The organism is Lichenihabitans sp. Uapishka_5 (assembly GCF_033947565.1).
Classification (GTDB): Bacteria; Pseudomonadota; Alphaproteobacteria; order Rhizobiales; family Beijerinckiaceae; genus Lichenihabitans.
The window spans coordinates 31115-53386 of sequence record NZ_JARPVX010000006.1; the positions used below are offsets into that span (position 1 = coordinate 31115).

At 66.5% G+C, this 22272-nt stretch carries 17 protein-coding genes; 8 read left to right on the forward strand and 9 right to left on the reverse strand.

What is annotated here, in order from left to right; genetic code table 11:
- Nucleotides 1–190: 190 nt before the first annotated feature.
- The 5 genes from pepN to rfbB form a co-directional block, all read right to left on the reverse strand.
- Nucleotides 191–2854, reverse strand: coding sequence for an aminopeptidase N (gene pepN, locus P7D22_RS04180; RefSeq protein WP_319932958.1), 2664 nt, complete (start codon nucleotides 2852–2854; stop codon nucleotides 191–193).
- 115 nt (nucleotides 2855–2969) lie between these two features.
- Entirely contained in the window at nucleotides 2970–3845 is an 876-nt protein-coding gene (gene rfbA / locus P7D22_RS04185) for a glucose-1-phosphate thymidylyltransferase RfbA (RefSeq protein WP_319932959.1), read from the reverse strand.
- Nucleotides 3842–4732: a dTDP-4-dehydrorhamnose reductase gene (gene rfbD / locus P7D22_RS04190; protein ID WP_319933046.1), complete on the reverse strand. Its 891-nt coding sequence runs from the start codon at nucleotides 4730–4732 to the stop codon at nucleotides 3842–3844. Before rfbD ends, rfbA begins: the two co-directional genes overlap by 4 nt.
- Before the next feature lie 19 nt (nucleotides 4733–4751).
- A complete protein-coding gene (gene rfbC, locus P7D22_RS04195) occupies nucleotides 4752–5306 on the reverse strand; it encodes a dTDP-4-dehydrorhamnose 3,5-epimerase (protein WP_319932960.1) in 555 nt (184 codons plus the stop codon).
- Nucleotides 5307–5309: 3 nt separating this feature from the next.
- Nucleotides 5310–6389, reverse strand: a complete 1080-nt coding sequence (gene rfbB / locus P7D22_RS04200; RefSeq protein ID WP_319932961.1) for a dTDP-glucose 4,6-dehydratase — start codon at nucleotides 6387–6389, stop codon at nucleotides 5310–5312.
- A gap of 285 nt (nucleotides 6390–6674) precedes the next feature.
- On the opposite strand from rfbB, the gene prfB reads away from it, so the two are divergent.
- A protein-coding gene (prfB, locus tag P7D22_RS04205) for a peptide chain release factor 2 (protein WP_319932962.1) occupies nucleotides 6675–7803 on the forward strand; the annotation gives its coding sequence in 2 pieces (ribosomal slippage) (nucleotides 6675–6743 and nucleotides 6745–7803; 1128 coding nt in all).
- A gap of 456 nt (nucleotides 7804–8259) precedes the next feature.
- Here the strand turns inward: prfB and P7D22_RS04210 are convergent.
- Nucleotides 8260–9528 carry a patatin-like phospholipase family protein gene (locus P7D22_RS04210; RefSeq protein ID WP_319932963.1) on the reverse strand — a complete coding sequence of 423 codons (1269 nt, stop codon included), beginning with the start codon at nucleotides 9526–9528 and terminating at the stop codon, nucleotides 8260–8262.
- Nucleotides 9529–9674: 146 nt separating this feature from the next.
- The gene (locus P7D22_RS04215; RefSeq protein WP_319932964.1) at nucleotides 9675–10910 is read right to left on the reverse strand and encodes a M23 family metallopeptidase; all 1236 of its coding nucleotides are present in this window, start codon (nucleotides 10908–10910) and stop codon (nucleotides 9675–9677) included.
- A 159-nt stretch (nucleotides 10911–11069) separates the two neighbouring features.
- Between P7D22_RS04215 and P7D22_RS04220 the strand changes: the two genes are divergently transcribed.
- Nucleotides 11070–12404 (forward strand): LLM class flavin-dependent oxidoreductase, encoded by a 1335-nt coding sequence (locus tag P7D22_RS04220; protein WP_319932965.1) that lies wholly within the window; start codon nucleotides 11070–11072, stop codon nucleotides 12402–12404.
- A 201-nt stretch (nucleotides 12405–12605) separates the two neighbouring features.
- Nucleotides 12606–13001 (forward strand): hypothetical protein, encoded by a 396-nt coding sequence (locus P7D22_RS04225; protein WP_319932966.1) that lies wholly within the window; start codon nucleotides 12606–12608, stop codon nucleotides 12999–13001.
- 44 nt (nucleotides 13002–13045) lie between these two features.
- On the opposite strand, the gene edd is transcribed toward P7D22_RS04225, so the two are convergent.
- Nucleotides 13046–14866: a phosphogluconate dehydratase gene (edd, locus tag P7D22_RS04230; RefSeq protein WP_319932967.1), complete on the reverse strand. Its 1821-nt coding sequence runs from the start codon at nucleotides 14864–14866 to the stop codon at nucleotides 13046–13048.
- Between the two features lie 136 nt (nucleotides 14867–15002).
- Here edd and P7D22_RS04235 point away from each other — a divergent pair, with 136 nt between their 5' ends.
- The gene (locus P7D22_RS04235) at nucleotides 15003–16343 is read left to right on the forward strand and encodes an 8-oxoguanine deaminase (protein ID WP_442916024.1); all 1341 of its coding nucleotides are present in this window, start codon (nucleotides 15003–15005) and stop codon (nucleotides 16341–16343) included.
- A gap of 255 nt (nucleotides 16344–16598) precedes the next feature.
- Here the strand turns inward: P7D22_RS04235 and P7D22_RS04240 are convergent, their stop codons facing one another.
- Nucleotides 16599–16988, reverse strand: coding sequence for a hypothetical protein (locus tag P7D22_RS04240; RefSeq protein WP_319932969.1), 390 nt, complete (start codon nucleotides 16986–16988; stop codon nucleotides 16599–16601).
- A gap of 118 nt (nucleotides 16989–17106) precedes the next feature.
- Between P7D22_RS04240 and guaD the strand changes: the two genes are divergently transcribed.
- The 4 genes from guaD (at nucleotide 17107) to P7D22_RS04260 (ending at nucleotide 22210) form a co-directional block, all read left to right on the forward strand.
- Nucleotides 17107–18462, forward strand: a complete 1356-nt coding sequence (guaD, locus tag P7D22_RS04245; RefSeq protein WP_319932970.1) for a guanine deaminase — start codon at nucleotides 17107–17109, stop codon at nucleotides 18460–18462.
- Between the two features lie 109 nt (nucleotides 18463–18571).
- Nucleotides 18572–20176, forward strand: a complete 1605-nt coding sequence (locus P7D22_RS04250; RefSeq protein ID WP_442916025.1) for an ABC transporter ATP-binding protein — start codon at nucleotides 18572–18574, stop codon at nucleotides 20174–20176.
- Entirely contained in the window at nucleotides 20166–21290 is a 1125-nt protein-coding gene (locus P7D22_RS04255) for an ABC transporter permease (protein ID WP_319932971.1), read from the forward strand. The genes P7D22_RS04250 and P7D22_RS04255 overlap by 11 nt, the downstream gene beginning before the upstream one ends.
- Nucleotides 21287–22210, forward strand: coding sequence for an ABC transporter permease (locus P7D22_RS04260; RefSeq protein ID WP_319932972.1), 924 nt, complete (start codon nucleotides 21287–21289; stop codon nucleotides 22208–22210). Before P7D22_RS04255 ends, P7D22_RS04260 begins: the two co-directional genes overlap by 4 nt.
- Nucleotides 22211–22272 lie beyond the last annotated feature (62 nt).

A 22272-nucleotide genomic window follows, 5' to 3' on the forward strand; every position in this document is an offset into this window, starting at 1 on the left:
CGGCCTCCTGCATCTGATGAAGCGAGGCCAATGTGCCGCATCGAGCCTCGAATCGAGCCTATATGAGTCCCGCTTTAAGGCTTTGTCCAGGTTTCCCGGTCGCCGATTCGGGGTTTCGGCGACCGGTGTTCCGGTTCGGCAAGAGTGTGTCGTAGGGGACTCACATCTTCGTGAGCCGGAGACCGGGCGGTCAGTTGGCGAGCAGCCGGGTCAGGATGTCGCCAACATCGGTCGACAAGGAGGTCTGCTGGGTGATGCGCCGCAAGGCGGCCTCGGCCAGGGTCCTGCGCGTGCTCTCCATGGTGCGCCACAAGCGGAACGCGTTCAGCATGCGCGCCGCCACCTGTGGGTTCTTGCCGTCGAGCACCAGCACGATCTCGGCCAGGAAGGCGTAGCCCGCGCCATCGCGACGATTGAACTGCGATTGGTTGGCCGCGAAGCCGCCGATCAGCGCATAGATCCGGTTGGGCGTGCCCATCGAGAAAGCCGGATGCGTCATCAAGTGGCGCACCCGGTCGAGCGTTCCCGGCTCCGGGATCGACGCCTGCAAGGCGAGCCATTTGTCGGTGACGAGCGGCTCGTCCGCGAACGATGCGTGGAAGCGCGCCAACATGTCTTCCCGGCCCGGTCCAGGCACCAGGCAGGCGGTCGCCAGGGCCGCGAGTTGGTCGGTCATGTTATCGGCCGCGGCGAAACGTGCCTCGGCCAGGGCCTGCCCTTCCTCGGGCGCACCCGCCGCCAGCAGCGACAGGGCGGTGTTGCGCAGGGCGCGCCGCCCGGCATCCGCGGACGCAGGTGAATAGGGCGCCGCGGTCTCGGGGGCCGCTGCATGCCGCCGCAGGCTGTTGCCAAGAGCGCGGCCGAGGCCGAGCCGCATGGCCTCGCGCGCGGCATGCAGGGCATCGGGGTCGACGTCCTGCCCGAGGTCGCGCGCGAGGTCGGCTTCGCCCGGCAGGGTCAGAACCTGGGCCACGAAAGCGGGATCGGCCTGCGGGTCGTCGAGCACCGCCGCGAAGGCCGCCGTCAGGGATGGCGGCAGCGGGGCCGCGGCTTCGCCGCGTCGCATGCGCGCTGTGTCGTCGAGCAGGACACGGGTCGCAAGCGTCTGGGCCGCCTGCCAGCGGTTGAAACTGTCGCTGTCATGGGCCAGCAACGTCGCGAGATCCGCTTCCGACAGGTCCGTCACCAAACGCACCGGCGCCGAGAAGCCCCGCAACAGCGACGGGACCACCGGATGGTCGAGGCCCCGCAGCACGATGCGTCGTTGGGGCGTGTCGAAAGCGATGACGCCGCTGCGCAACTCGGCCTCGCTCAGCCCGTCGGCCGTGATGCCGTCGAGACGGACCGGCGCTCCGTTCCGGTCCACAAGCCCGAAGTCGATCGGGATCACCATCGGTCCCTTCGAGGGTTGCCCCGGCGTCGGCGCCGTGATCTGGGCGAGATCGATCACCAAACTGTTCGAGGCGGCATCGAACTGGGTTGAGACCCGGAGCTCGGGTGTGCCGGCCTGATCGTACCAGCGCCCAAAGGCCGTGAGATCGCGGCCCGACGCTTCGGCGAAACAGCTGAGGAAGTGTTCGATCGTGGCGGCGGTGCCGTCGTGACGATCGAAATACAGCGTCATGCCCTGATCGAAAGCGGTGCGGCCGATCAGGTGCCGCAGCATGCGGATAATCTCGGCGCCTTTCTCATAGATGGTCGCCGTATAGAAATTGTTGATCTCGACGTAGCGGTTCGGCCGCACGTTATGGGCCAGGGGCCCGGCATCCTCGGTGAACTGGCGCAGCCGCAGCGTGCGGACGTCGGCGATGCGCTTGACGGCCCTGGAGCGTTCGTCGGCCGAAAACTCCTGGTCGCGGAACACCGTCAGGCCTTCCTTCAGGCACAGCTGGAACCAGTCGCGGCAGGTGATGCGGTTGCCGGTCCAGTTGTGGAAATATTCGTGCGCGATCACCGTTTCGATGCCGGCGTAATCGCCATCGGTGGCGGTGCGGGGCGAAGCGAGAATGTATTTGTCGTTGAAGACGTTGAGGCCCTTGTTCTCCATGGCGCCCATGTTGAAGTCGGACACCGCCACGATGTTGAAGACGTCGAGGTCGTATTCGCGCCCGAACGCCGTCTCGTCCCAGCGCATGGAGCGCTTCAGGGCGTCCATCGCATAGACGGCCTGGGCGGTCTTGCCGGGCTCGACGTAGATGCCGAGTTCCACGATGCGGCCGCTCGCCGTGGTGAAGCTGTCGGACAGGCAGTCGAGAGCACCGCCAACGAGCGCGAACAGGTAGCAGGGCTTTGGAAACGGGTCGTGCCAGACGGCATAATGCCGGTCGGGGTCAGGGCAGGGGCCGGCCTCGATGCAATTGCCGTTGCCGAGCAGCACGGGCGCATCCCGCCGGTCGGCCTCGATCCGGGTGGTATAGACCGCCAGGACATCCGGCCGGTCGAGCATATAGGTGATGCGCCGGAACCCCTCGGCCTCGCATTGCGTGCAATAGGCCGAGCCGGACCGGTAAAGGCCCATCAGCTGGGTATTGGCCGAGGGGTCGAGCAGCGTCTCGACCTCGAGCGTGAAGGCGTGGCGCGGCGGCGTGGCCAGCATCAATCGGTCCGGCGTCACGAGGTCGGCCGTCACCGGCAGGGCGGTACCCTCGAGCCAGACCGCATGGGGCACAAGCCCGTCGCCGTCGAGCCGCAGCGGCGCGTCGGCACGCCCGGCCGGGTTGGGCCGGATGCGCAGGCGCGAGCGGACCCGGGTCGCGGTGCGGTGCAGGACGATGTCGAGCTCGACCGTCTCGATCAGGTGGTCGGGCGGCCGGTAGTCGCTGAGGAGGATTGGCTGGCCTTGGTCGGTCCGCATCGGGGCGCTTCTCCTGGATGATTCAGGAGCGGGGTAGCGCCTTCGCGGGGCAGGCTCAAGGCCGGCGGGACGCCGTGGTGTCGGCGCGGTCCCGGCCGGCCATCGTGACGCCGGCTCAGAAGCCGGGCGTGTCGGCGATGCGTAGGAGGTACTGGCCGTAGGTGCTCTTGCCGAGGGCCTTGCCGAGCGTGCGCAACTGTGCCGCGTCGATCCAGCCCTTCTCGAAGGCGATCTCCTCGGGGCAGGCGATCTTGAAGCCTTGCCGGTGCTCGAGCGCCTGCACGAAGGAACTGGCCTCCGTCAGGCTGTCGGGCGTGCCGGTATCGAGCCAGGCGAAGCCGCGGCCCATGCGGGTGACGCTGAGCTTGCCGCGTTCGAGATAGACCTTGTTGACGTCGGTAATCTCGAGCTCGCCGCGCGGCGAGGGCTTCAGGTCGGCGGCGATCTTTACAACCTCGGCGTCGTACAGGTAGAGGCCCGTGACGGCCCAGTTCGAGCGCGGCTGCGGGGGCTTTTCCTCGATCGAGATGGCGCGGCCCTCACCGTCGAACTCGACCACGCCATAGCGTTCGGGATCGGTGACGTGATAGCCGAAAACGCTGGCGCCCTGCAGGGTCTTGCAGGCGTTGGCCAGCAGGTCCGGCAGGCCGTGGCCGTAGAAGATGTTGTCACCGAGCACCAGCATGGAATCGTCGGTGCCGACGAAGTCGGCGCCCAGGATATAGGCCTGCGCCAGCCCCTCGGGCTTGGGTTGCACCACATATTCGAAGCGCACGCCCCATTTCTCACCCGTGCCGAGCAACTGCCGGAAGCGGGGCAGGTCGTCCGGGGTGGAGATCACCAGAATCTCGCGGATGCCGGCCAGCATCAAGGTTGACAGAGGGTAATAAACCATCGGCTTGTCGTAGACGGGCAGCAGCTGCTTCGAGACCGTCAAGGTCATCGGATGCAGGCGCGTGCCGCTGCCGCCGGCCAGGATGATGCCCTTCATGGAGTGGAGTCCTTCACAAGGCGGATGACGCAGCGCTCGACCGCGTCCTGCCAGGGCGGCAGGGCGGCGCCGTGCAGGCGCGCGAGCTTGGTGCAGTCGAGCCGCGAATTGGCCGGCCGTCGGGCCGGCGTGGGATAGTCTGCGGTGGTGATGGGGTTGACTCGGGCCGTCGGGCCCCCGGCATTCCGCGACGCTTGGAAGATCGCTTCCGCAAAGGCGGCCCAGCTGGTTTCGCCGGAGCCGCTCATGTGGAAGGTGCCGCGCAGGGCCGGGTCGGGGCGCTCGACGAGGTTGCGGGCGACCCGCAGGATCGCATCCGCCATGTCGAGCGCCGACGTCGGGCAACCGATCTGGTCGCCGACGACGCCGAGCGCGTCGCGGCCGGCCGCGACCCGCAGCATCGTCTTGACGAAATTGGCCCCGAACGGGCTGTAGACCCAGGCGGTGCGCAGGATGGCGTGGTTGGCTGTGGCGGCCGCCACCGCTTCCTCGCCGGCGCGCTTCGACTGCCCATAGATGCCGAGCGGCGCCGTGGGGTCGTCTTCTCGGTAGGGCCTGTCGAGGCTGCCGTCGAAGACATAGTCGGTGGAGATCTGGATCACCGGCACCCCGAGGGACGCCGCCGCCTCGGCCACCGCCTTGGCGCCGGCTGCGTTCACGGCCCAGGCCTGCTCGGGTTCCTGCTCCGCCTTGTCGACGCCCGTATAGGCGGCCGCGTTGACGATAACGTCCGGCATGGCTTCGGCCAGCACGGCCGCCACCCCGGCCGGATCGGCGAGGTCGAGGCTCGGGCGGCCGAGCGCGACCACATCCGCCATGCCGGCGGGCCCGCGCTCCATCAAGGCGCGCACGACCTGGCCGTCGCGTCCGGTGACGACGACGCGGATCAGCTCGGGATCGGCCGCCTCAGGCGAAAACATGCGGCTGGTCCTTGAGGCGCGGGTGCTTGCCGTCCTTGACCGAGAGCGTCGCGCCGCCGGGCGCGACCGGCCAAGCGATCCCGAGATCCGGGTCGTCCCAGGCGATGCCGCAATCGTTGGCGGGGGAATACAGGTGCGTGACTTTGTAAAGCACCTCGCAATCCGGCACAAGGGTGCAGAACCCGTGTGCGAAGCCCGGCGGCACCCAGAGCTGGCTCCAGTTCTCAGCCGACAGCTCGACCGCCACGTGCTGGCCGAAGGTCGGAGACGAACGACGGATGTCGACCGCCACATCGAGGATGCGCCCCTTGGCGCAGCGCACCAGCTTGCCTTGGGCGGCGGGCTCCGTCTGGTAATGCAGGCCGCGCACCGTGCCGGGCGTCGCCGACAGGGAATGATTGTCCTGCACAAAGGTGAAGAGGCCGAGCGCCTCGGTAAAGGCCTGGGCGTTGAAGACTTCCGAGAAAAAGCCGCGGTCGTCCCCGAAACGCTTCGGGGTGACGATCACGACATCCGGAATGGCGGTGCGGACGATCTCCATGGCTCAACCAGGCTCCTTCGCGTCGAGCCCGAGGCGCTCGCCCCGGTAGCCGCCCGAGCGCACGCGCTCCCACCAAGCCTTGTTATCGAGGTACCAGCGTACCGTCTTGCGCAAGCCGGTGTCGAAGTTTTCTTCGGCCTTCCAGCCGAGCTCGGTCTCGATGCGGGTTGCGTCGATGGCATAACGGCCGTCGTGGCCGGGGCGGTCGGTCACGAAGGTGATGAGATCTTCGCGGCGGCCGATCGCAGCGTCGGGCGCCATCTCATCGAGCAGAGTGCAGATCTGGCGCACCACGTCGATGTTCTTGCGCTCGTTGCGACCGCCGACGTTGTAGCTTTCGCCGGGCGTGCCCTTCTCGACCACGAGCAACAGCGCCCGGGCATGGTCGTCGACGAACAGCCAGTCGCGGATGTTGTCGCCTTTGCCATAAACCGGCAGCGGCTTGCCCTCGAGCGCGTTCAGGATGACGAGCGGGATCAGCTTCTCGGGAAAGTGGTACGGCCCGTAGTTGTTGGAGCAGTTGGTCAGCAGCGTCGGCATGCCGTAGGTGTGGTGCCAGGCGCGGACGAGGTGGTCGGAGCCGGCCTTCGAGGCCGAATAGGGCGAGTTCGGCTGGTAGGGCGTGGTTTCCGAAAAGGCGCCGGTCGGGCCGAGCGAGCCGAACACCTCGTCGGTCGAGATGTGGTGGAAGCGGAATGCCGCCTTGGCCTGATCGTCGAGCCCGCGCCAATGGCGCAGCGCCGCCTGCAGCAGGCTGAACGTGCCCATGATGTTGGTTTGCAAGAAGGCGCCGGGGCCGTCGATCGACCGGTCCACATGGCTTTCGGCCGCGAGATTCATGATGATGTCGGGCCGGTGGGCCTGCATCAGGGCGTCCATATGAGGCTCGTCGGCGATGTCGGCCTTCTCGAAGCTGTAGCGGTTGGACTGCGAGACCGGAGCCAGGGAATCGAGGTTGCCCGCATAGGTCAGAGCATCGACCACGATCACGCGATGGGACGTAGCCTCGATGATGCGGCGCACCAGCGCCGAGCCGATGAACCCGGCCCCACCCGTGACAAGAATGGTCTTGGAATCCGCCAAACTGCGCTCCTCTTCGAGGTTTTCCGACAAAAAAGCCGGCAAGTCCGCCAGCCGAAGTATTAAAACTCCTTTAGCCGAGCCCGGCACCCATTGTCACGGTGCAATGCCGTCCGGACGCCGCAGATAGCAGCCATGCTTACCGATGATGTTGTGCGACGCTGGCTAGACCCAAGTCGATCGACGCCGCGCGATGCGCCTAACCTCGACATCGCGTCCCGAACTCCATAGGGTCCGGCGCGTGACGCGCTCCCGCGTCGCCCAGCCCATCAACGCGAGCAAGGATCCATGCGCGCCGAAGCGTTGCAACTGATCGCAGACATCGAGCAGTCCGCAGGACTGCTGAGGAGGCATCTTTGACGTCGATACGGCGACGCGACGCCTCGCGGAACTGAATGCGAAGTCGGAGGATCCGACCTTCTGGAACAACCCGGAGCTTGCCCAAAAGCTGATGCGCGAGCGCACCGAGCTTGAGGACAGCCTCGGCGCCGTCGGCAAGATCGAACGCGAGCTGACCGATGCGACCGAACTGATCGAGCTGGCCGAGGCTGAAGGCGATGCGGGCGTCGAGGACGAAGGCGTCTCCATGCTGCGGGTCCTCAAGGCCGAAACCGACCGGCTCCAGGTGGCGGCGCTGTTGTCCGGCGAGGCGGATGGCAACGACACCTATCTCGAGGTGCATTCCGGTGCTGGCGGCACGGAAAGCCAGGACTGGGCCCGCATGCTGTTCCGCATGTACAGCCGATGGGCGGAGCGGAGCGACTTCAAGGTCGAGATCATGGACGAGACGGCAGGCGAGGAGGCGGGCATCAAATCCGCCACGCTGCTGGTCAAGGGCCACAACGCTTATGGCATGTTGAAGACGGAATCCGGCGTGCATCGCCTGGTCCGGATCTCGCCGTTCGACTCGAACGCGCGGCGCCACACGAGCTTCGCTTCGGCGTGGGTCTATCCGGTGGTGGACGACAAGATCAACGTCGACGTCAACGAATCGGATTGCCGTATCGACACGTTCCGCGCCTCGGGCGCCGGCGGCCAGCACATCAACACGACGGATTCGGCGGTCCGCATCACCCACCATCCGTCGGGAATCGTCGTGGCGTGCCAGGGCGAACGCTCCCAGCATAAGAACCGGGCTACCGCCTGGAACATGTTGCGCGCCCGCCTTTACGAGATGGAGCTCGAAAAGCGGGAAGCCGCCGCAAATGCGGACGCGGCCTCGAAGACCGAGATCGGCTGGGGGCACCAGATCCGATCCTATGTGCTGCAGCCCTATCAACTCGTGAAGGACCTGCGCACCGGCGCCACCTCGGGCACGCCGGGCGATGTCCTCGACGGCGACATCGACGCCTTCATTCAGGCATCGCTGGCGCAGCGCCTGACCGGGCGCAAGGCGGACATCGAAGACGTCGATTGATTCGGATGGTGGAAGATGAGGCGACGCCTTGGTGTTCACCTGGGAAGACAGGCGTTGTGCCTCAGCTCATCCCGCTTTGTGGGTCCTACCACCGGAATAGTGAGTGTTTGAGATCACATCGATCCGTCTTTAGGCTTCAACTGCGGGTGGACCGGCTTGTGCGCACGTTTCGGTTGCGTTCCCTTCTTGCGTCACGAAGATTTTGAAGTCAGCTTGTGCGTCTAAAAACACAACCGCAAAGCGAGTTCCGTCCTCGGATCGTGCCAAGGCAGCGTTACTTGGGAGGCTAGAACAGGATGAGTGGATTGGAAGGATCTGGCTTTGCGCTCCCCGTAATGGTGGGGCTCGGTATTCTGGTGGTCATCATCTTCGTGTCGGGTTGGGCCTTCGGTCAGTGAGGCGCAACGGGGCGCGTGGTGGCCCCGTTCGACGCTGATCAAAGGCCGATGCCTGTCTTCAGCCGCCCGTCGCAGCTGTCTTGGCCAGGGTCGTGGCAGCCGATTCCGGTGGTGAACTGCCGCTGGGTGCATCCGGAGACAAGACAGGCGAATGGGTGAGGGGCGGCGTTGCGCTCCAGGGCTGTGCCTCGCGACCGCGTTGCTTCCCCATGTCGTACACATAGCTCATGTAGGTTTTGCCGAACTCTTCCTCGGCGCGGCTTGGCGGCAGGTCTGGGATCGCGGCGTCGATATAGGCAACGTGGTAGCCGATGCCGTTGCGTTTGGCATAAGCATAAGCGCTCATGACGTTGTTGCGTCCTTCGCGCTTCAGAATGGTGGCCAGCGATCGGGCGCCGACCTGCAGGGTCGCATCCGGAACGACGTCGAAGGTCGGGTCGACCTTGTTGTTCACCAGGATGTACAGGTCCTTGATGCCCGTGCTGCCGTTTTTGCCGCTTTCCCCATAGATGGTTTCGTCCGGCGCCACATAGATCTGGCGCAGCGTGCCGCCATCCACGTGCAATTCCTGGAACGACTGGCCCGACGCTGTGACCTCGATGCGACGGGGCGGAAACAAGCCCGGCACCGAGGCCGAGGCCGCCATGACCTGCCGGAACAGCGCGAGGGCGTTCGGCGCGCCGCTCGAGGCGATCGCGCCCATGTCCCAGATCTCGGAGCGCTGGGCATCGAGGTTGGTGGTGACGATCAACAAGCGCCGGCCTCTGCGGTGTTCTGCCGCGACCTTCTGCAGGATGCCATCGTCGATGTAGCGGGCGATGAGGCGGCCCAGCTTGTCGCTGTCGACGAGCGAGTTGCCGAACAACCCGTTCAGGACGTTGACGTCCTTGACGAGCGTCGAAGCGAAGCCCGACGTGTAGAGATCCTGCAGGGTCGCGTCGTAATCCGGGCCCAGGAACACGAAGGGCGCCATCAAGGCGCCGGTGCTGACGCCGGACACGATGGTGAAGTTGGGCCGATGCCCCGCTTCCGAAAGGCCGCGCAGGAACCCGGCCCCGAAGGCGCCGTTGCCGCCACCACCCGAAAGCGCCAGATAGCTGACGCTTTCATGTCGGGCCGTGGCTTGTTGAACCACCTGCTGACGGAACCGGTCGAACACCGCCGCTGGAGCGTCGCCGGAAAAGCGGATGTTGCCCATGTTGGGGACCTCGGCCTTGGCGGCTTCGGCGGGCGTGTAGGGGATGCGCTCTGCCGTGGTCGAGCAGGCCGACAAGGCAGTGCCAAGCAGCGCCACGACGAGGATGGGAAATGTCTTGGCCTGTGCCATTGAATGTTCTGTCCGCCTCAACCTGCCCGATCGTGCCCTGGGCGGCTTTTCATTTGTCTAAGGCCCAGAACGAACTTGTCCGGATGGTTTCTTTTCCCGTCGGCTAAAATGCGCCGGCTGTGACCTTTTTGGAACGTCGCCTTACCTCAGGGCGCATCGCCTTCGGCGAGGGTCCGCCCGGCGTTCAGGAACCGCACGGGATCGACGGGCTCTCCATCGATGCGCGTTTCGTAATGAAGGTGGGGGCCCGTGGCGCGGCCGGTCGCGCCGACCCGGCCGATGCCGTCACCGGCCGTGATGGGCGTGCCGACCGCAACCGTAATGGCCGATAGATGTGCATAGCGTGTCGAGAGCCCCGAGCCGTGATCGATCTCGACCATGTTGCCGTAGCCGCTGGCGGTGCCCGCGAAGCTCACGCGTCCGGCAGCCGTGGCCAGGACGGTCGTGCCGGCGTCCTCCCGCAGGTCGATCCCGGTATGCAGCGCTAAGCGACCGAGGAACGGATCGGTGCGAGCTCCGAACGGCGACGTCACCTCCGGCGTGCCCTCGAGGGGTTTTTCGAAGGGCGTGTGGTCCACGGCGGCCTTGAGCCGTTCGGCCTGATCGAGCGTGCCCTTCAGCATCAACGAAGCGCGCTCGAAAGGCGATGCGATCGTCGAGGCAGCGAGCGGCACGAACGGGCCCCCGACAGCGGCGTCACTGGCTGGCGCGAAGCGTGCCATCGTCAGCCCCGCCGTGCCGAGGGCGGCCCTCAATCGGCTCAAACGCGACGCCGCGACGCCCTGAAGGCGGAGAAGGGCAGTCTGCTGGTCGTCATCGACCCGGGACAAGGCCGTCGTCAGCGTCGCAAGGCGTAGCGCAGGGCTGTCGCCTGACGGGTCGCGCGCGGCCTCAAGGCTCCCCGAGGGTGCCCTCGACGCGGTCGCGCCCTGCGCGGCTGGCGTTGCCTCCGCCCGGGCCGTGTCGCCGGCGCGTGGCGCGAGATGCCGGACGGCCTCGGCAAGGCTGGTAAGGACCGCAGCCTGGCGATGAAGGTCGCTTTCCTGAGCCGATAAGCTATCGAGGCGCGTGCTGACGGTGCGCTCCAGCTGGCTTTTTAGGCTGGTGGAGCGGTCCAGTTGGCGCTGCAGCGCCACGATACGATCCTCATAGCCGTATTGCAGGTCGCGCTCGTGCCGCATTGCGGCTGCCAGGAGGCTGTCGTGGCCGATCACATAGGCGGTGCAGCCCAGCAACCACACGGCGGCGACCGCCATCGCCGAGGCCGCCATCATGGCGGCCCAGCGCGGCACCGCCACAGTCTTCTGCCGGCGCCCATAGGCCGCCGTCACGAACACATGGGTCGAGGGTAGGGATGCGGCGCCCATCGTCCACCCAGCCATGGCCGGCCTCCGTCTGATCACAGGCGCTCAGGCCCTGCGGCTAGAGTGATCTCTTAAGGTTAACGCATCGGAAGCGACGCGGGCCATGCTGTCCGGCGGCTCGCCAAAACAAGCCCGCATAGGTACGATGGGAGACGTTCCTTGGCCGGATGGATTCTCATGCCCGCGCGTCAGCTCGTTCTTGGTGCCTTCATGCGGCCTGTCAGCATTCACACGGCCGCCTGGCGCTATCCCGGCGCCGTCGTGGATGCGAATTTCAACCTGCCGGCGCTGGTGCGCTTTGCCCAAACGCTGGAGCGGGGCAAGTTCGACGCCTTCTTCATGGCCGACCACCTGGCCGTGATGAACATGCCCATGGAGGCGCTGAAGCGCAGCGCTACCGTGACCTCCTTCGACCCGCTGACGCTGCTGCCGGCGCTCGCCATGGTGACAAGCCGGCTTGGGCTGATCGCCACGGCCTCGACCACCTATAACGAGCCCTATCATGTGGCCCGCAAATTCGCCTCGCTCGACCACATCAGCCAGGGCCGTGCTGGCTGGAACCTCGTCACCTCGGGCAATCCGGCCGAAGCCATGAACTTTGGCCGCGACGAGCACGTCGAACATGCCACCCGGTACCGTCGGGCGCGCGAATTCTACGATGTGGTGACGGGCCTGTGGGATTCCTGGGCCGACGACGCCTTCACGCATGACGCGGAGACCGGCGTCTTCTTCGACCCGACGAAGTTGCATCGCCTGGATCACCGGGGCGAGTTTCTGAAGGTGCAGGGCCCGCTCAACATCGCCCGGCCGGTTCAGGGCTGGCCCGTGATCGTGCAGGCGGGATCGTCGGAAGCCGGTCGGCAGATCGGTGCCGAAACCGCCGAGGCGATCTTCACGGCGCAATCCGACATCGGGGAGGCGAAAACCTTCTATGCGGACGTGAAGGCCCGTATGGTGCGGGCCGGACGCCACCGCGACCATTGCAAGATCATGCCGGGCTGCTTCGTGGTGGTGGGTGACACCGTCGCGGAGGCCGAGGCCAAAAAACGCCACCTCGACAGTCTGGTGCATCCCGACAGCGGCATGGCGTCCTTGTCGGTGCAGCTCGGCACCGACGCGTCGCGCTTCGACCTCGATGCGCCCTTGCCGAAGCACCTGCCCGAGTCGAATGCCAGCAAGAGCGCCCGCGATCGGCTCATCGCCAAGGCCGAGCGTGACCAGCTAAGCGTCCGCGAGCTGGCCCAATATGTCGGCGGGGCCTTCGGCACCTTGGAGATGATCGGCACGCCGCGCACGATCGCCGACACCATGGAACGCTGGCTGCACGAGGAAGCGGCCGACGGGTTCAACGTCATGTTCCCGTTTCTGCCCGAGGGGCTCGACGACGTGGTCGACAAGGTTGTGCCGGAGTTGCAACGGCGCGGGCTGTTCCGCCGTGACTATGAAGGCACCACGCTGCGCGATCACCTGGGTCTGCCGCGGCCTGCGAACCGCTTTTTTTCGACCGCCTGAGGGGCCCATGGGCGTAGCGTTCCGTCGCGCTGCAGCGGTAACGCAATTGGTTCCCTGCGGCCAAGGCAAAGCTGCCCCGCGTCCGAACCGGCCTGCCTGCCCAGATCTGGCCGCGGTGCCGCCTCATTACCGACCTAGCTAGCGGGCTCGTCCGGCGTCGTCCACCGATGACATGTGCCGGTTCGCGTTGAGGAGTTTCCCATGAGGAATCTGAATCGTGCGGCGCTCGTCGCGCTTGCCACCGTGTCGGTTCTGTCGGTTGCACCGGCTGCCTTCGCCCAGCCCTACGGTTACGGCAACCCGCCGGTCGTGGTCGGCATGGCACCGCCGCTCGAGGGTCGTCCCCTGACGGTCATGCCGCGCCAGCGTTACAACCCCTATGACAACGGTCTCGGCACCGTCGTGACGGCTCCGCTCAATGTGGCCGGCGAGCTCGTGGCCCTGCCGTTCCGTGTGGTCAACGCCGTGTTCCCGGCAGATCCGCGTTCGCCGCTGTCCTTCATCGGCGCGCCGGTGGCGGCCGTCGGCCAGGCCGTGCAGTATCCGTTCCATGTCGTGCAGGCGCCGTTCGGCGACCGCACCATCTACGGTCAGTAAGACGACCAACCTTCCCGGGCCGCGAGGCCCGGGAAGGGTCTAAGCTAGAACCGAAAGATCGTCGCGCCCGCGTCAGCGGCCCCGACTGCGGCCCGCAAGGGCGCGAAAAGCTCGCGGCCGATGCCCACATGGCTCGGCGCCATATCCTCCCACGCCAAATCCCGGCTCTGCCATTCGTCGTTGTCGACCAGGATCTCGATGAGGCCTGCCACGGCATCGACACGGATCAGGTCGCCGTCCCGCACCTTTGCGATAGCGCCGCCTTCGGCGGCCTCGGGCGTCACATGAATGGCGGCCGGCACCTTGCCGGAGGCGCCCGACAGGCGTCCGTCCGTGACGAGCGCCACCTTGTGACCCCGGTCCTGCAGGACGCCGAGCGGCGGCATCAGCTTGTGCAATTCCGGCATGCCGTTGGCCTTGGGTCCCTGGAACCGCACCACCGCCACGACATCGCCCGCGAGATCGCCGGCCTTGAAGGCCGCCTGCAGCGCTTCCTGGGTGTGGAACACCCGGGCCGGAGCCTCGATCACATGCCGTTCCGCCGCCAGCGCCGACGTCTTGATGATGGCGCGACCGAGATCGCCGCCCAGCACCTTGAGGCCGCCCGTCGGGTGGAACGGCGCCGCCGCGCCCCGCACCACCGCCGTGTCGGCGCTGGCGGTCGCACCCTCGCGCCAAGTGATCGTGCCGTCGGAGGTGAGGCAGGGCTCGAGCGTATAGGCATCGAGCCCTTCGCCGAACACCGTCGTTACGTCGCGGTGCAGCAGCCCGGCGCCAAGCAACTCGCGGATGATCAGCGCCATGCCGCCGGCCGCATGGAAATGGTTCACGTCAGCGCGGCCGTTGGGGTAGACGCGGCACAACAGCGGCACGGCTTCGGCAAGGTCGGAAAAGTCGTCCCAGCTCAGCTGGATGCCGGCCGCCGCCGCCATGGCCACGATGTGCAGCGTGTGATTGGTCGAACCGCCCGTGGCATGCAGCCCGACGATGCCGTTCACGAAGGCGCGCTCGTCCAGCATGCGGCCGATCGGCGTGTAATCGTTGCCGAGGGCCGTGATGGCCAGTGCCCGCTTGGTCGTTTCGGCGGTCAGCGCGTCGCGCAGCGGCGTATTGGGGTTGACGAAGGAGGCGCCCGGCAGGTGCAGGCCCATGATCTCCATCATCATCTGATTGGTGTTGGCCGTCCCGTAGAACGTGCAGGTGCCGGGCCCGTGATAGGAGGCCGCTTCCGCCTCAAGCAGCGCCTCGCGGCCGACCTTGCCCTCGGCGTAGAGCTGGCGGATGCGCGCCTTCTCGGCATTGGGCAGGCCGGAGGTCATCGGCCCGGCCGGCACGAAGACGGCCGGAAGGTGGCCGAATGCCAGCGCGCCGATCACCAGACCCGGCACGATCTTGTCGCAGATGCCGAGGTAGACGGTGGCGTCATAGGTCTGGTGCGACAGCGCCACCGCGGTCGAAAGCGCGATCACCTCGCGGGAGAACAGCGACAGCTCCATCCCGGCCTCGCCTTGCGTGATGCCGTCGCACATGGCCGGCACGCCGCCCGCCACCTGGGCTGTCGAGCCGAGGCCGCGGGCGATGGCGCGGATCTGCTCGGGATAGGTTTCATAAGGCTGATGCGCCGACAGCATGTCGTTATAGGCCGTCACGATGGCGAGGTTCGCTCCGATGCCGTCGCGCAGCATCTGCTTGTCGCGCGGGCCGCAGGCCGCGAAGCCATGCGCCTGGTTGGCGCAGCCAAGGGCCATGCGTCGAGGCCCGGACTCGGCGGCCTGGCTCAAACGGGCAAGGTAGCGGGTGCGCGTGTCCCGGCTGCGAGCCGCTATGCGGTCCGTTACCGCGCGGATGCTGGCCTGAAGCGTCATGCATGGAGCCTTTCTGTCGAAGCCCATCCTAACGATGCGAGCGAAATCGGGCAATTGTGCAGTCGATGCACAAATACTCTTGGCGTGGCTGGTTGACGCCAGTCATGCGTTGCCGGCATCGTCGCACGACTGGCGGATGGATGCACACGTGCGAACCTGGCTGAAGACCCCGCTGGCGATCCTGCATGCCGATGCGGCGGGCGGTCTCGTGATCGATGGCGCCAAGATTGTCGAATGCCTGCCGGCCGGCGCCATGCCGGCGACGCCGGTCGATGCGGTGCAGGACCTGTCGCGCCATGTGGTGTTGCCCGGGCTGATCAACACCCACCACCACATGTACCAGACGCTGACGCGCGCCCATCCGGCCGCCATCAACCGCGAGTTGTTCGACTGGTTGAAGGCGCTCTACCCCGTCTGGGCCCGTGTGGTGACGCCGGACAGTTTTCGCCTCGCCACCCGACTCGCCCTGACCGAACTGCTGTTGTCGGGCTGCACCACGGCGGCCGACCACCAGTATTTGTTCCCGCCCGGTCTCGAAGGGGCGCTCGACATCCAGGCGACCGAAGCCGGGGCGATCGGCATGCGCATGACGTTGATGCGCGGCTCGATGAATCTGTCGGTCAAGGATGGCGGGCTGCCGCCCGATTCGGTGGTGCAGGACCAGGACACGATCCTGTGCGACAGCGAACGGGTGATCGGCCGCTACCACCAGGCCGAGGAAGGCGCCATGCTGCAGGTGGCCCTGGCGCCGTGTTCGCCGTTCTCCGTGACGCCCGCGCTGATGCGCGAATCGGCCGAACTCGCGACGCGCTGCGGCTGCCGACTGCACACTCACCTCGGGGAGACCCACGACGAAGATGCCTTCTGCGAGGCGCGCTTCGGTTGCCGCCCGGTCGATTACCTCGAACAGAACGGCTGGTTGCACGACCGCACCTGGCTGGCCCATGGGGTGCATTTCCGGGCCGAGGAGATCGGCCGCCTCGGCGGGGCCGGCGTCGGCGTCTGCCATTGCCCCACCTCCAACATGCTGCTCGCCTCCGGGCAGTGCCGCACGCGCGAGCTCGAGGCCGCCGGGGCGCCGCTTGGCCTCGGGGTCGACGGCTCGGCCTCGAACGATGGCTCGAACCTGATGCAGGAGGTGCGCCAGGCCCTGCTGCTGAACCGCCTCACTTATGGCACCGCCGTCACCCACCTCGACGCGCTGCGCTGGGCCACCGAGGGGTCCGCCCGCTGCCTCGGTCGCACCGACATCGGCCGCATCGCGGTGGGCGCGCAGGCCGACCTCGCCTGCTTCACGCTCGACGAACTGCGCTTTTCCGGCGCCGGCGATCCGCTGGCGGCGCTGGTGCTCTGCGGTGCCCACCGGGCCGACCGGGTCATGGTGGCGGGGCAATGGCGCGTCGTCGACGGGCAGCCGCTCGGAATCGACGTCGAGGAGTTGCGGCGGCAGCACGGAAACATTTCACTTAATCTTTGACAATCATGCAATCACTTCGGATTGGGACCGGCTCGAAAGTATAACCTCCTTTACTATCAATTTTTGGATTAAGAGAGAAGCAATAACTTGTGCTCTTAACCGACTTATCAAATATTTCACTCCAATCAGCATGGCCCCATGCTGCTAAAATACCCTTTCCCTCAGATGCCTTTTGCAAAGTATCCCTGGGTACTTGTATGGGGACAAGAATGCTGTCTCCGGCTGGTCCTAAAACGGAGTTGTGTAATTCGATATTTACATACGGCTTGAAAAAATCTTGGCTATTAGGGACACTGCCATCGAAATAATTGACTGATTCCCATGCGATAAATTTATTTGTGCGGGTTCCGCCATAGTTATGAAACTTTGCGGCAAAGCATAATCTCCGGCTTTCCCATCTTGCAGTTGTGGTACAATAATAAATCCGTCAAACACGACCGAAGCTTTCAGCTGTGCGCGATTGTCCTCCTGCTGCGATATAGAGGTTGAGTACTGTTGGTAAATGAACCAGTCGCTAACTGCTGATGTTACTACGAGGAGCAGCGTGAAAATTGCTACTGCTCCTGTCCACCAAAGCATTGGATTCATCCGGTGCGAGGTCTGGCCTGGGCTACGACCTTGTTTGTTTTGAGCCGGTTGTGTCATTCTTGTGTAGATAATCCATGTATATTAGCTAAAAATTTGATGATTAAAATGTCGACGCTGGCGACTTGGTTGGCAAGGCTAATCTCTTATCTCAAATGGGGTTTCCCCAGGAAAGCGCATGCCTGCAACAATCGCGATACGCGGAGGGCTTGTAACCTTCCGCGACGACCCGTTCCGTCATCCGTCGCGCGATTGCCTCTTGCATGAGCTCGACGCGCTGATCCTCATCGTGGATGGCCGCATCGCCCAGGTCGGCCCCTATGCGACCCTGCGCCATGCCGTGCCGGACGGCGTGCCGGTGACCCACTACGAGAACGCCGTCATTTCGGCCGGGTTCGTGGATTGCCACGTCCATTATCCGCAACTGCCGTTGATCGCCGCCTATGGGGCGCAGTTGCTGGAGTGGCTGGAGCACTACGTCTTTCCCGTCGAGGCGCGTTATGCCGATCCCGTCTTTGCGGCGGAGGTCGCGGCCACCTTCCTGCGTGAACTCCTGCGCAACGGCACCACCACGGCGGCGGTCTATTGCACCGTGCATCCGCAATCGGTCGAAGCCTTCTTCACCGAGGCGGCACGCTTCGACGCCCGCATGGTGGCCGGCAAGGTGCTGATGGACCGCCATGCGCCGGACGATCTGCGCGACACCGCCCAGCAGGGCTACGACGAATCGGCGGCGCTGATGGACCGCTGGCACGGGCGCGGCCGGGCCCATTATTGCGTGACGCCGCGATTCGCCCCGACCAGCACGGACGCGCAGCTCGAGGCTGCCGGTGCGCTTCTGAAGCGGGCCGACGGCCTCTACATGCAGACCCACATCGCCGAGAACCGGGCCGAATGCGCCTGGGTCGAGACGCTGTTTCCGGAGCGCGCCAGCTACCTCGACGTTTACGCCCATGCGGGGCTGATCGGCAGCCGTTCGGTGCTGGGCCACGGCATCCATCTCGGCGAGGCGGACCTGTGCGCCTGCCATGCCGCCGGTGCGGCGCTTGCCCATTGCCCGACCTCGAATCTGTTCCTCGGCAGCGGGCTGTTCCGGCTGTTCGACGCGCTCGATCCGCGACGTCCGGTGCGGGTGGGGCTCGGCACCGACGTCGGGGCCGGCACCAGCCTCGGCCAGCTCGCCACCCTCAACGAAGCCTACAAGGTCGCCCAGATGACGGGCCACACGCTGTCGGCCGCCCAGGCCTTCTGGCTCGCCACCGCGGGGGGCGCCGAAGCGCTGTCGCTTGGTGACCGCATCGGCCGCGTGGCGCCGGGCTTCGAGGCGGACCTCTGCGTACTGGACCTCGGGGCGACGCCGCTGATGCGCTTCCGCATGCCGTTCTGCGACACTCTGGACGACCAGCTCTTCGCCCTGATGACGCTGGGCGATGACCGGGCCGTGCGGGCCACCTATGTGGCCGGCCGCAAGGTTTATGATCGTGATGCGGACGACTTCTTCCCGCTCCCGGACCGTCCCGAGGCCCGCCGATGAGGCGCGGCCGTGGTCGGCCTCGACGCCGCGGCGCGTGATCGCTTGTGGGCCGCCGCTTCGGGTCCCGGCATGAAGCTTGCTGATCGCCCCGGGATGTGGAGACTTCTTCATGAGGTCGCAATCGGGGGCGCATCGGACGCAAGTGGCTGAACACGGGAACACGATCGACCGATTGTTGTTGCGCGGGCTGACCAAGCGCTTTCCCGGCGTCGTGGCCAATGCCGACGTGGACCTCGGCGTCAGGCCCGGGGAGATCCACGCGCTGCTGGGCGAGAACGGCGCCGGCAAGTCGACGTTGGTCAAGATGATCTACGGCATCCTGCAGCCCGACGAGGGCGAGATCCGCTGGAACGGCGCTCCGACCGCCGTGCCGAACCCCCATGCGGCGCGGGCGCTCGGCATCGGCATGGTGTTCCAGCACTTTTCGCTGTTCGAGGCCCTGACCGTGGGCGAGAACGTGGCGCTCGGCCTCGACCGGCCCGAGAAGCCCAAGGCCCTGGCGGAGCGCATCCGGACCGTCAGCCAGACCTATGGCCTGCCGCTCGATCCCCATCGGCACGTCTACGACCTGTCGGTCGGCGAGCGGCAGCGCATCGAGATCGTGCGGTGTCTGCTTCTCGGCCCAAAGCTGCTCATCATGGACGAGCCGACCTCGGTGCTGACTCCGCAGGAGGTCGACAAGCTGTTCGAAACGCTGCGGCTGCTGGCCGCGCAAGGCTGTTCGATCCTCTATATCAGCCACAAGCTGGCCGAGATCAAAGCCCTGTGCGACCGCGCCACCATTCTGCGCGGCGGCCGTGTGGTGGGGGCTTGCGATCCCCGCGCCGAAACCGCTGCCAGCATGGCGGCCTTGATGATCGGCGCCGAGGTCAAGTCCGTCGCGCGCCGCGCCGGAGGCAAGCCCGGTGCCGAGCGTCTGCTGGTTGGTGGGCTCGACCTCAAGGCCGACGCGCCGCATGGCATCGCCTTGAAGGGCATCTCCTTCACGGTGCGGGCCGGCGAGGTCTTCGGCATCGCGGGCGTGGCCGGCAACGGACAGAACGAGCTGCTGCTGGCGCTGAGCGGCGAGCGAACGGTGGAAACGCCCGGGGCCGTGCTGCTCGACGGCCGTCGCGTCGGCCATCGCGGCGCCGCGCACCGCCGGGCGCTCGGGCTCTGCGCCGTGCCGGAAGAACGCAACGGCCATGCCGCCGTGCCGGAGTTCAGCCTCGTCGACAATGCCGTGCTGAGCGGCCACGGCCGCGAGGGCCTGGTGGCGGGCGGCCTGATCCGGACCCGCAAGGCGGCCGATTTTGCCCGCCGCATCATCGCGGGGTTCGATGTGCGGACGCCAGGGCCGAACGTCGCCGCCGCGAGCCTGTCGGGCGGCAACCTGCAAAAATTCATCGTCGGGCGCGAGATCCTGCAGAACCCCGGCGTGCTGGTGGTTTCGCAGCCGACCTGGGGCGTTGATGCGGGCGCGGCGGCGGCCATCCATGCGGCGCTGCTGCGGCTCGCCGCGGCCGGCTCGGCCGTGGTGGTGATCAGCCAGGACCTCGACGAGTTGCTGGCCATCAGCGACCGTGTCGCGGTCATCAACGTCGGCCAACTCTCGGAGGCGATGCCGACCGACGGCGTGTCGCTCGAGAAGCTGGGCCTGTTGATGGGCGGCATGCACGGCGCCGAAGTCGCTCAAAGCGATGTGCCCGCACGGGAGCCCGCTCATGCGCCTTAAGGTCGAGCCGCGACGCGAGGTGTCGCGGGCCCTGCAATGGTTGACGCCGCCCTTGTCGGTGCTGGCCACCGTGGTGGCGGCCTTCGGGCTTTTCGCTCTGATGGGCTACGACCCCGTGCGGGCCTTGACGGACCTGTTCGTGACGCCGCTCACCAGCCAGCAGGGGCTGGCCGAACTGGCCCTGAAGGCCTCGCCGCTGGTGATGATCGCGGTCGGGCTCGCGATGGGGTTCCGGGCCAATGTGTGGAACATCGGCGCCGAAGGGCAGCTGATGATGGGCGCCATCGCGGGCGGCGGCGTCGCGCTGTTGTTCTACGGCCAGGAAGGCTGGTGGATCCTGCCGTTGATGGCGCTGGCGGCCGTGGGGGGCGGCATGGCCTGGGGGGCCATCCCGGCGCTCTTGAAGACCCGGCTTGGCGTCAGCGAGATCCTGGTCAGTTTGATGCTGACCTATGTGGCGGAACAGTTCCTCAGCTATCTCGTGCTCGGCCCCTGGAAGGATCCAGAGGGCATGAACTTCCCGCAATCGCGGATGTTTTCCGAGTCGGCGACGCTGCCGATCCTGCTCGAAGGCACCCGGGTCCATGCGGGCGTGCTGGTGGCGCTGCTCGTCGTGGGGGTGGGCTGGCTCGTGATGTCGCGCTCGATCCTCGGCTTCGAGATCCGCACGGTCGGCTCGGCACCGGCCGCGGCGCGCTATGCCGGTTTCAGCCAAACCCGCACCGTATGGCTGACCCTGATGGCCGCGAGCGGCCTGGCCGGGCTCGCCGGCTTGTTCGAGGTGGCCGGGCCGATCGGCCAGCTGATCCCGAAGATCACGCCCGGCTATGGCTTTACGGCCATCATCGTGGCCTTCCTGGGCCGGTTGCACCCGCTCGGCATCCTGCTGGCCGGGTTGGTGATGGCCTTGTCGTATATCGGCGCCGATCAAGCGCAGGTCGACATGGGGCTGCCCAATGCCGCCACCGGACTCGTGCAGGCGATGTTGTTGTTCTTCCTGCTCGCCTCGGATTTCCTGGTGCGCTACCGCGTGCGCGTGGTGAGGCCCGCCGCGGCTGTGCAGGCCGCGATCGGGGCGAGCCAGCCCGCCGACCGCAAGGCCGTGACCTCATGACGATCCTGGTTCCCCTGCTGGTCTCGGTCATCACGGCTGCGACGCCGCTTCTGTTGGCGGCGCTCGGCGAACTCGTGGTCGAGCGCGCCGGGGTGTTGAACCTTGGTGTCGAGGGCATGATGCTGGTCGGCGCCATCGCGGCCTTTGCGACGATGTCGCTGTCCGGCAGCCCCGCCCTGGCCGTGCTCGCAGCCGCGGCCGCCGGCGCCGCCATGGCGGCCTTGTTCGGTCTGCTGGTGTTGACGCTCGCCTCGAACCAGGTGGCGACCGGTCTGGCGTTGACGCTGTTCGGTCTCGGCCTCAGCGCGCTGGTGGGCGCCAACTTCGTCGGCCATCCCATCGTGCCGCTGGCGAAGCTCGCCGTGCCGGGCCTGTCCGACCTGCCGATCCTCGGGCCGCTGCTGTTCGGCCACGACGCGCTCGTCTACCTGTCGGTCGCCTTGACGGCCGGAGTGGCCTGGTTTCTCGGCCGCAGCCGCCCCGGGCTCATCCTGCGCGGCGTCGGCGAGGCGGACGGCTCCGCCCATTCGATCGGCTATGACGTGCTGCGCATCCGCTACGGCGCCGTTTTGTTCGGCGGCGCCATGGCGGGGCTTGGCGGGGCCTATCTGTCGCTCGCCTATACGCCCATGTGGGTGGAGGGCATGACGGCGGGCCGCGGTTGGATCGCCCTGGCGCTGGTGGTCTTCGCCGGCTGGCGGCCCTGGCGGGTGCTGGCCGGGGCTTATCTGTTCGGCGGCGTGACGGTGCTGCAGCTTTACGCCCAAGGCAGCGGCCTGACGGCGGTGCCGACGCAGTTTCTGGCCATGCTGCCTTATCTCGCGACGATCCTGGTGTTGACCCTCATGTCGTCGCCTTCGGCCCGACGTCGACTCGCCGCGCCGGCCTGCCTCGGCAAGCCGTTCCGACCTGCCACTTAAACAAGCAAACCTGCCGAAAAACCGTGCTTGGCCGAGGCGTTGGGCCATGCTTTGACAAACAC

Excerpts from the sequence above, each read along its gene's own strand:
- P7D22_RS04235 (WP_442916024.1), top strand. The coding sequence starts at position 15,003 with ATGGATGCACACGTGCGAACCTGGCTGAAGACCCCGCTGGCGATCCTG.
- P7D22_RS04250 (WP_442916025.1), top strand. The coding sequence starts at position 18,572 with ATGAGGTCGCAATCGGGGGCGCATCGGACGCAAGTGGCTGAACACGGG.
- edd (WP_319932967.1), bottom strand. The coding sequence starts at position 14,866 with ATGACGCTTCAGGCCAGCATCCGCGCGGTAACGGACCGCATAGCGGCT.
- pepN (WP_319932958.1), bottom strand. The coding sequence starts at position 2,854 with ATGCGGACCGACCAAGGCCAGCCAATCCTCCTCAGCGACTACCGGCCG.
- P7D22_RS04220 (WP_319932965.1), top strand. The coding sequence starts at position 11,070 with ATGCCCGCGCGTCAGCTCGTTCTTGGTGCCTTCATGCGGCCTGTCAGC.
- guaD (WP_319932970.1), top strand. The coding sequence starts at position 17,107 with ATGCCTGCAACAATCGCGATACGCGGAGGGCTTGTAACCTTCCGCGAC.
- P7D22_RS04215 (WP_319932964.1), bottom strand. The coding sequence starts at position 10,910 with ATGGCTGGGTGGACGATGGGCGCCGCATCCCTACCCTCGACCCATGTG.
- P7D22_RS04210 (WP_319932963.1), bottom strand. The coding sequence starts at position 9,528 with ATGGCACAGGCCAAGACATTTCCCATCCTCGTCGTGGCGCTGCTTGGC.
- rfbA (WP_319932959.1), bottom strand. The coding sequence starts at position 3,845 with ATGAAGGGCATCATCCTGGCCGGCGGCAGCGGCACGCGCCTGCATCCG.
- rfbC (WP_319932960.1), bottom strand. The coding sequence starts at position 5,306 with ATGGAGATCGTCCGCACCGCCATTCCGGATGTCGTGATCGTCACCCCG.
- P7D22_RS04255 (WP_319932971.1), top strand. The coding sequence starts at position 20,166 with ATGCGCCTTAAGGTCGAGCCGCGACGCGAGGTGTCGCGGGCCCTGCAA.
- P7D22_RS04225 (WP_319932966.1), top strand. The coding sequence starts at position 12,606 with ATGAGGAATCTGAATCGTGCGGCGCTCGTCGCGCTTGCCACCGTGTCG.
- P7D22_RS04240 (WP_319932969.1), bottom strand. The coding sequence starts at position 16,988 with ATGACACAACCGGCTCAAAACAAACAAGGTCGTAGCCCAGGCCAGACC.
- P7D22_RS04260 (WP_319932972.1), top strand. The coding sequence starts at position 21,287 with ATGACGATCCTGGTTCCCCTGCTGGTCTCGGTCATCACGGCTGCGACG.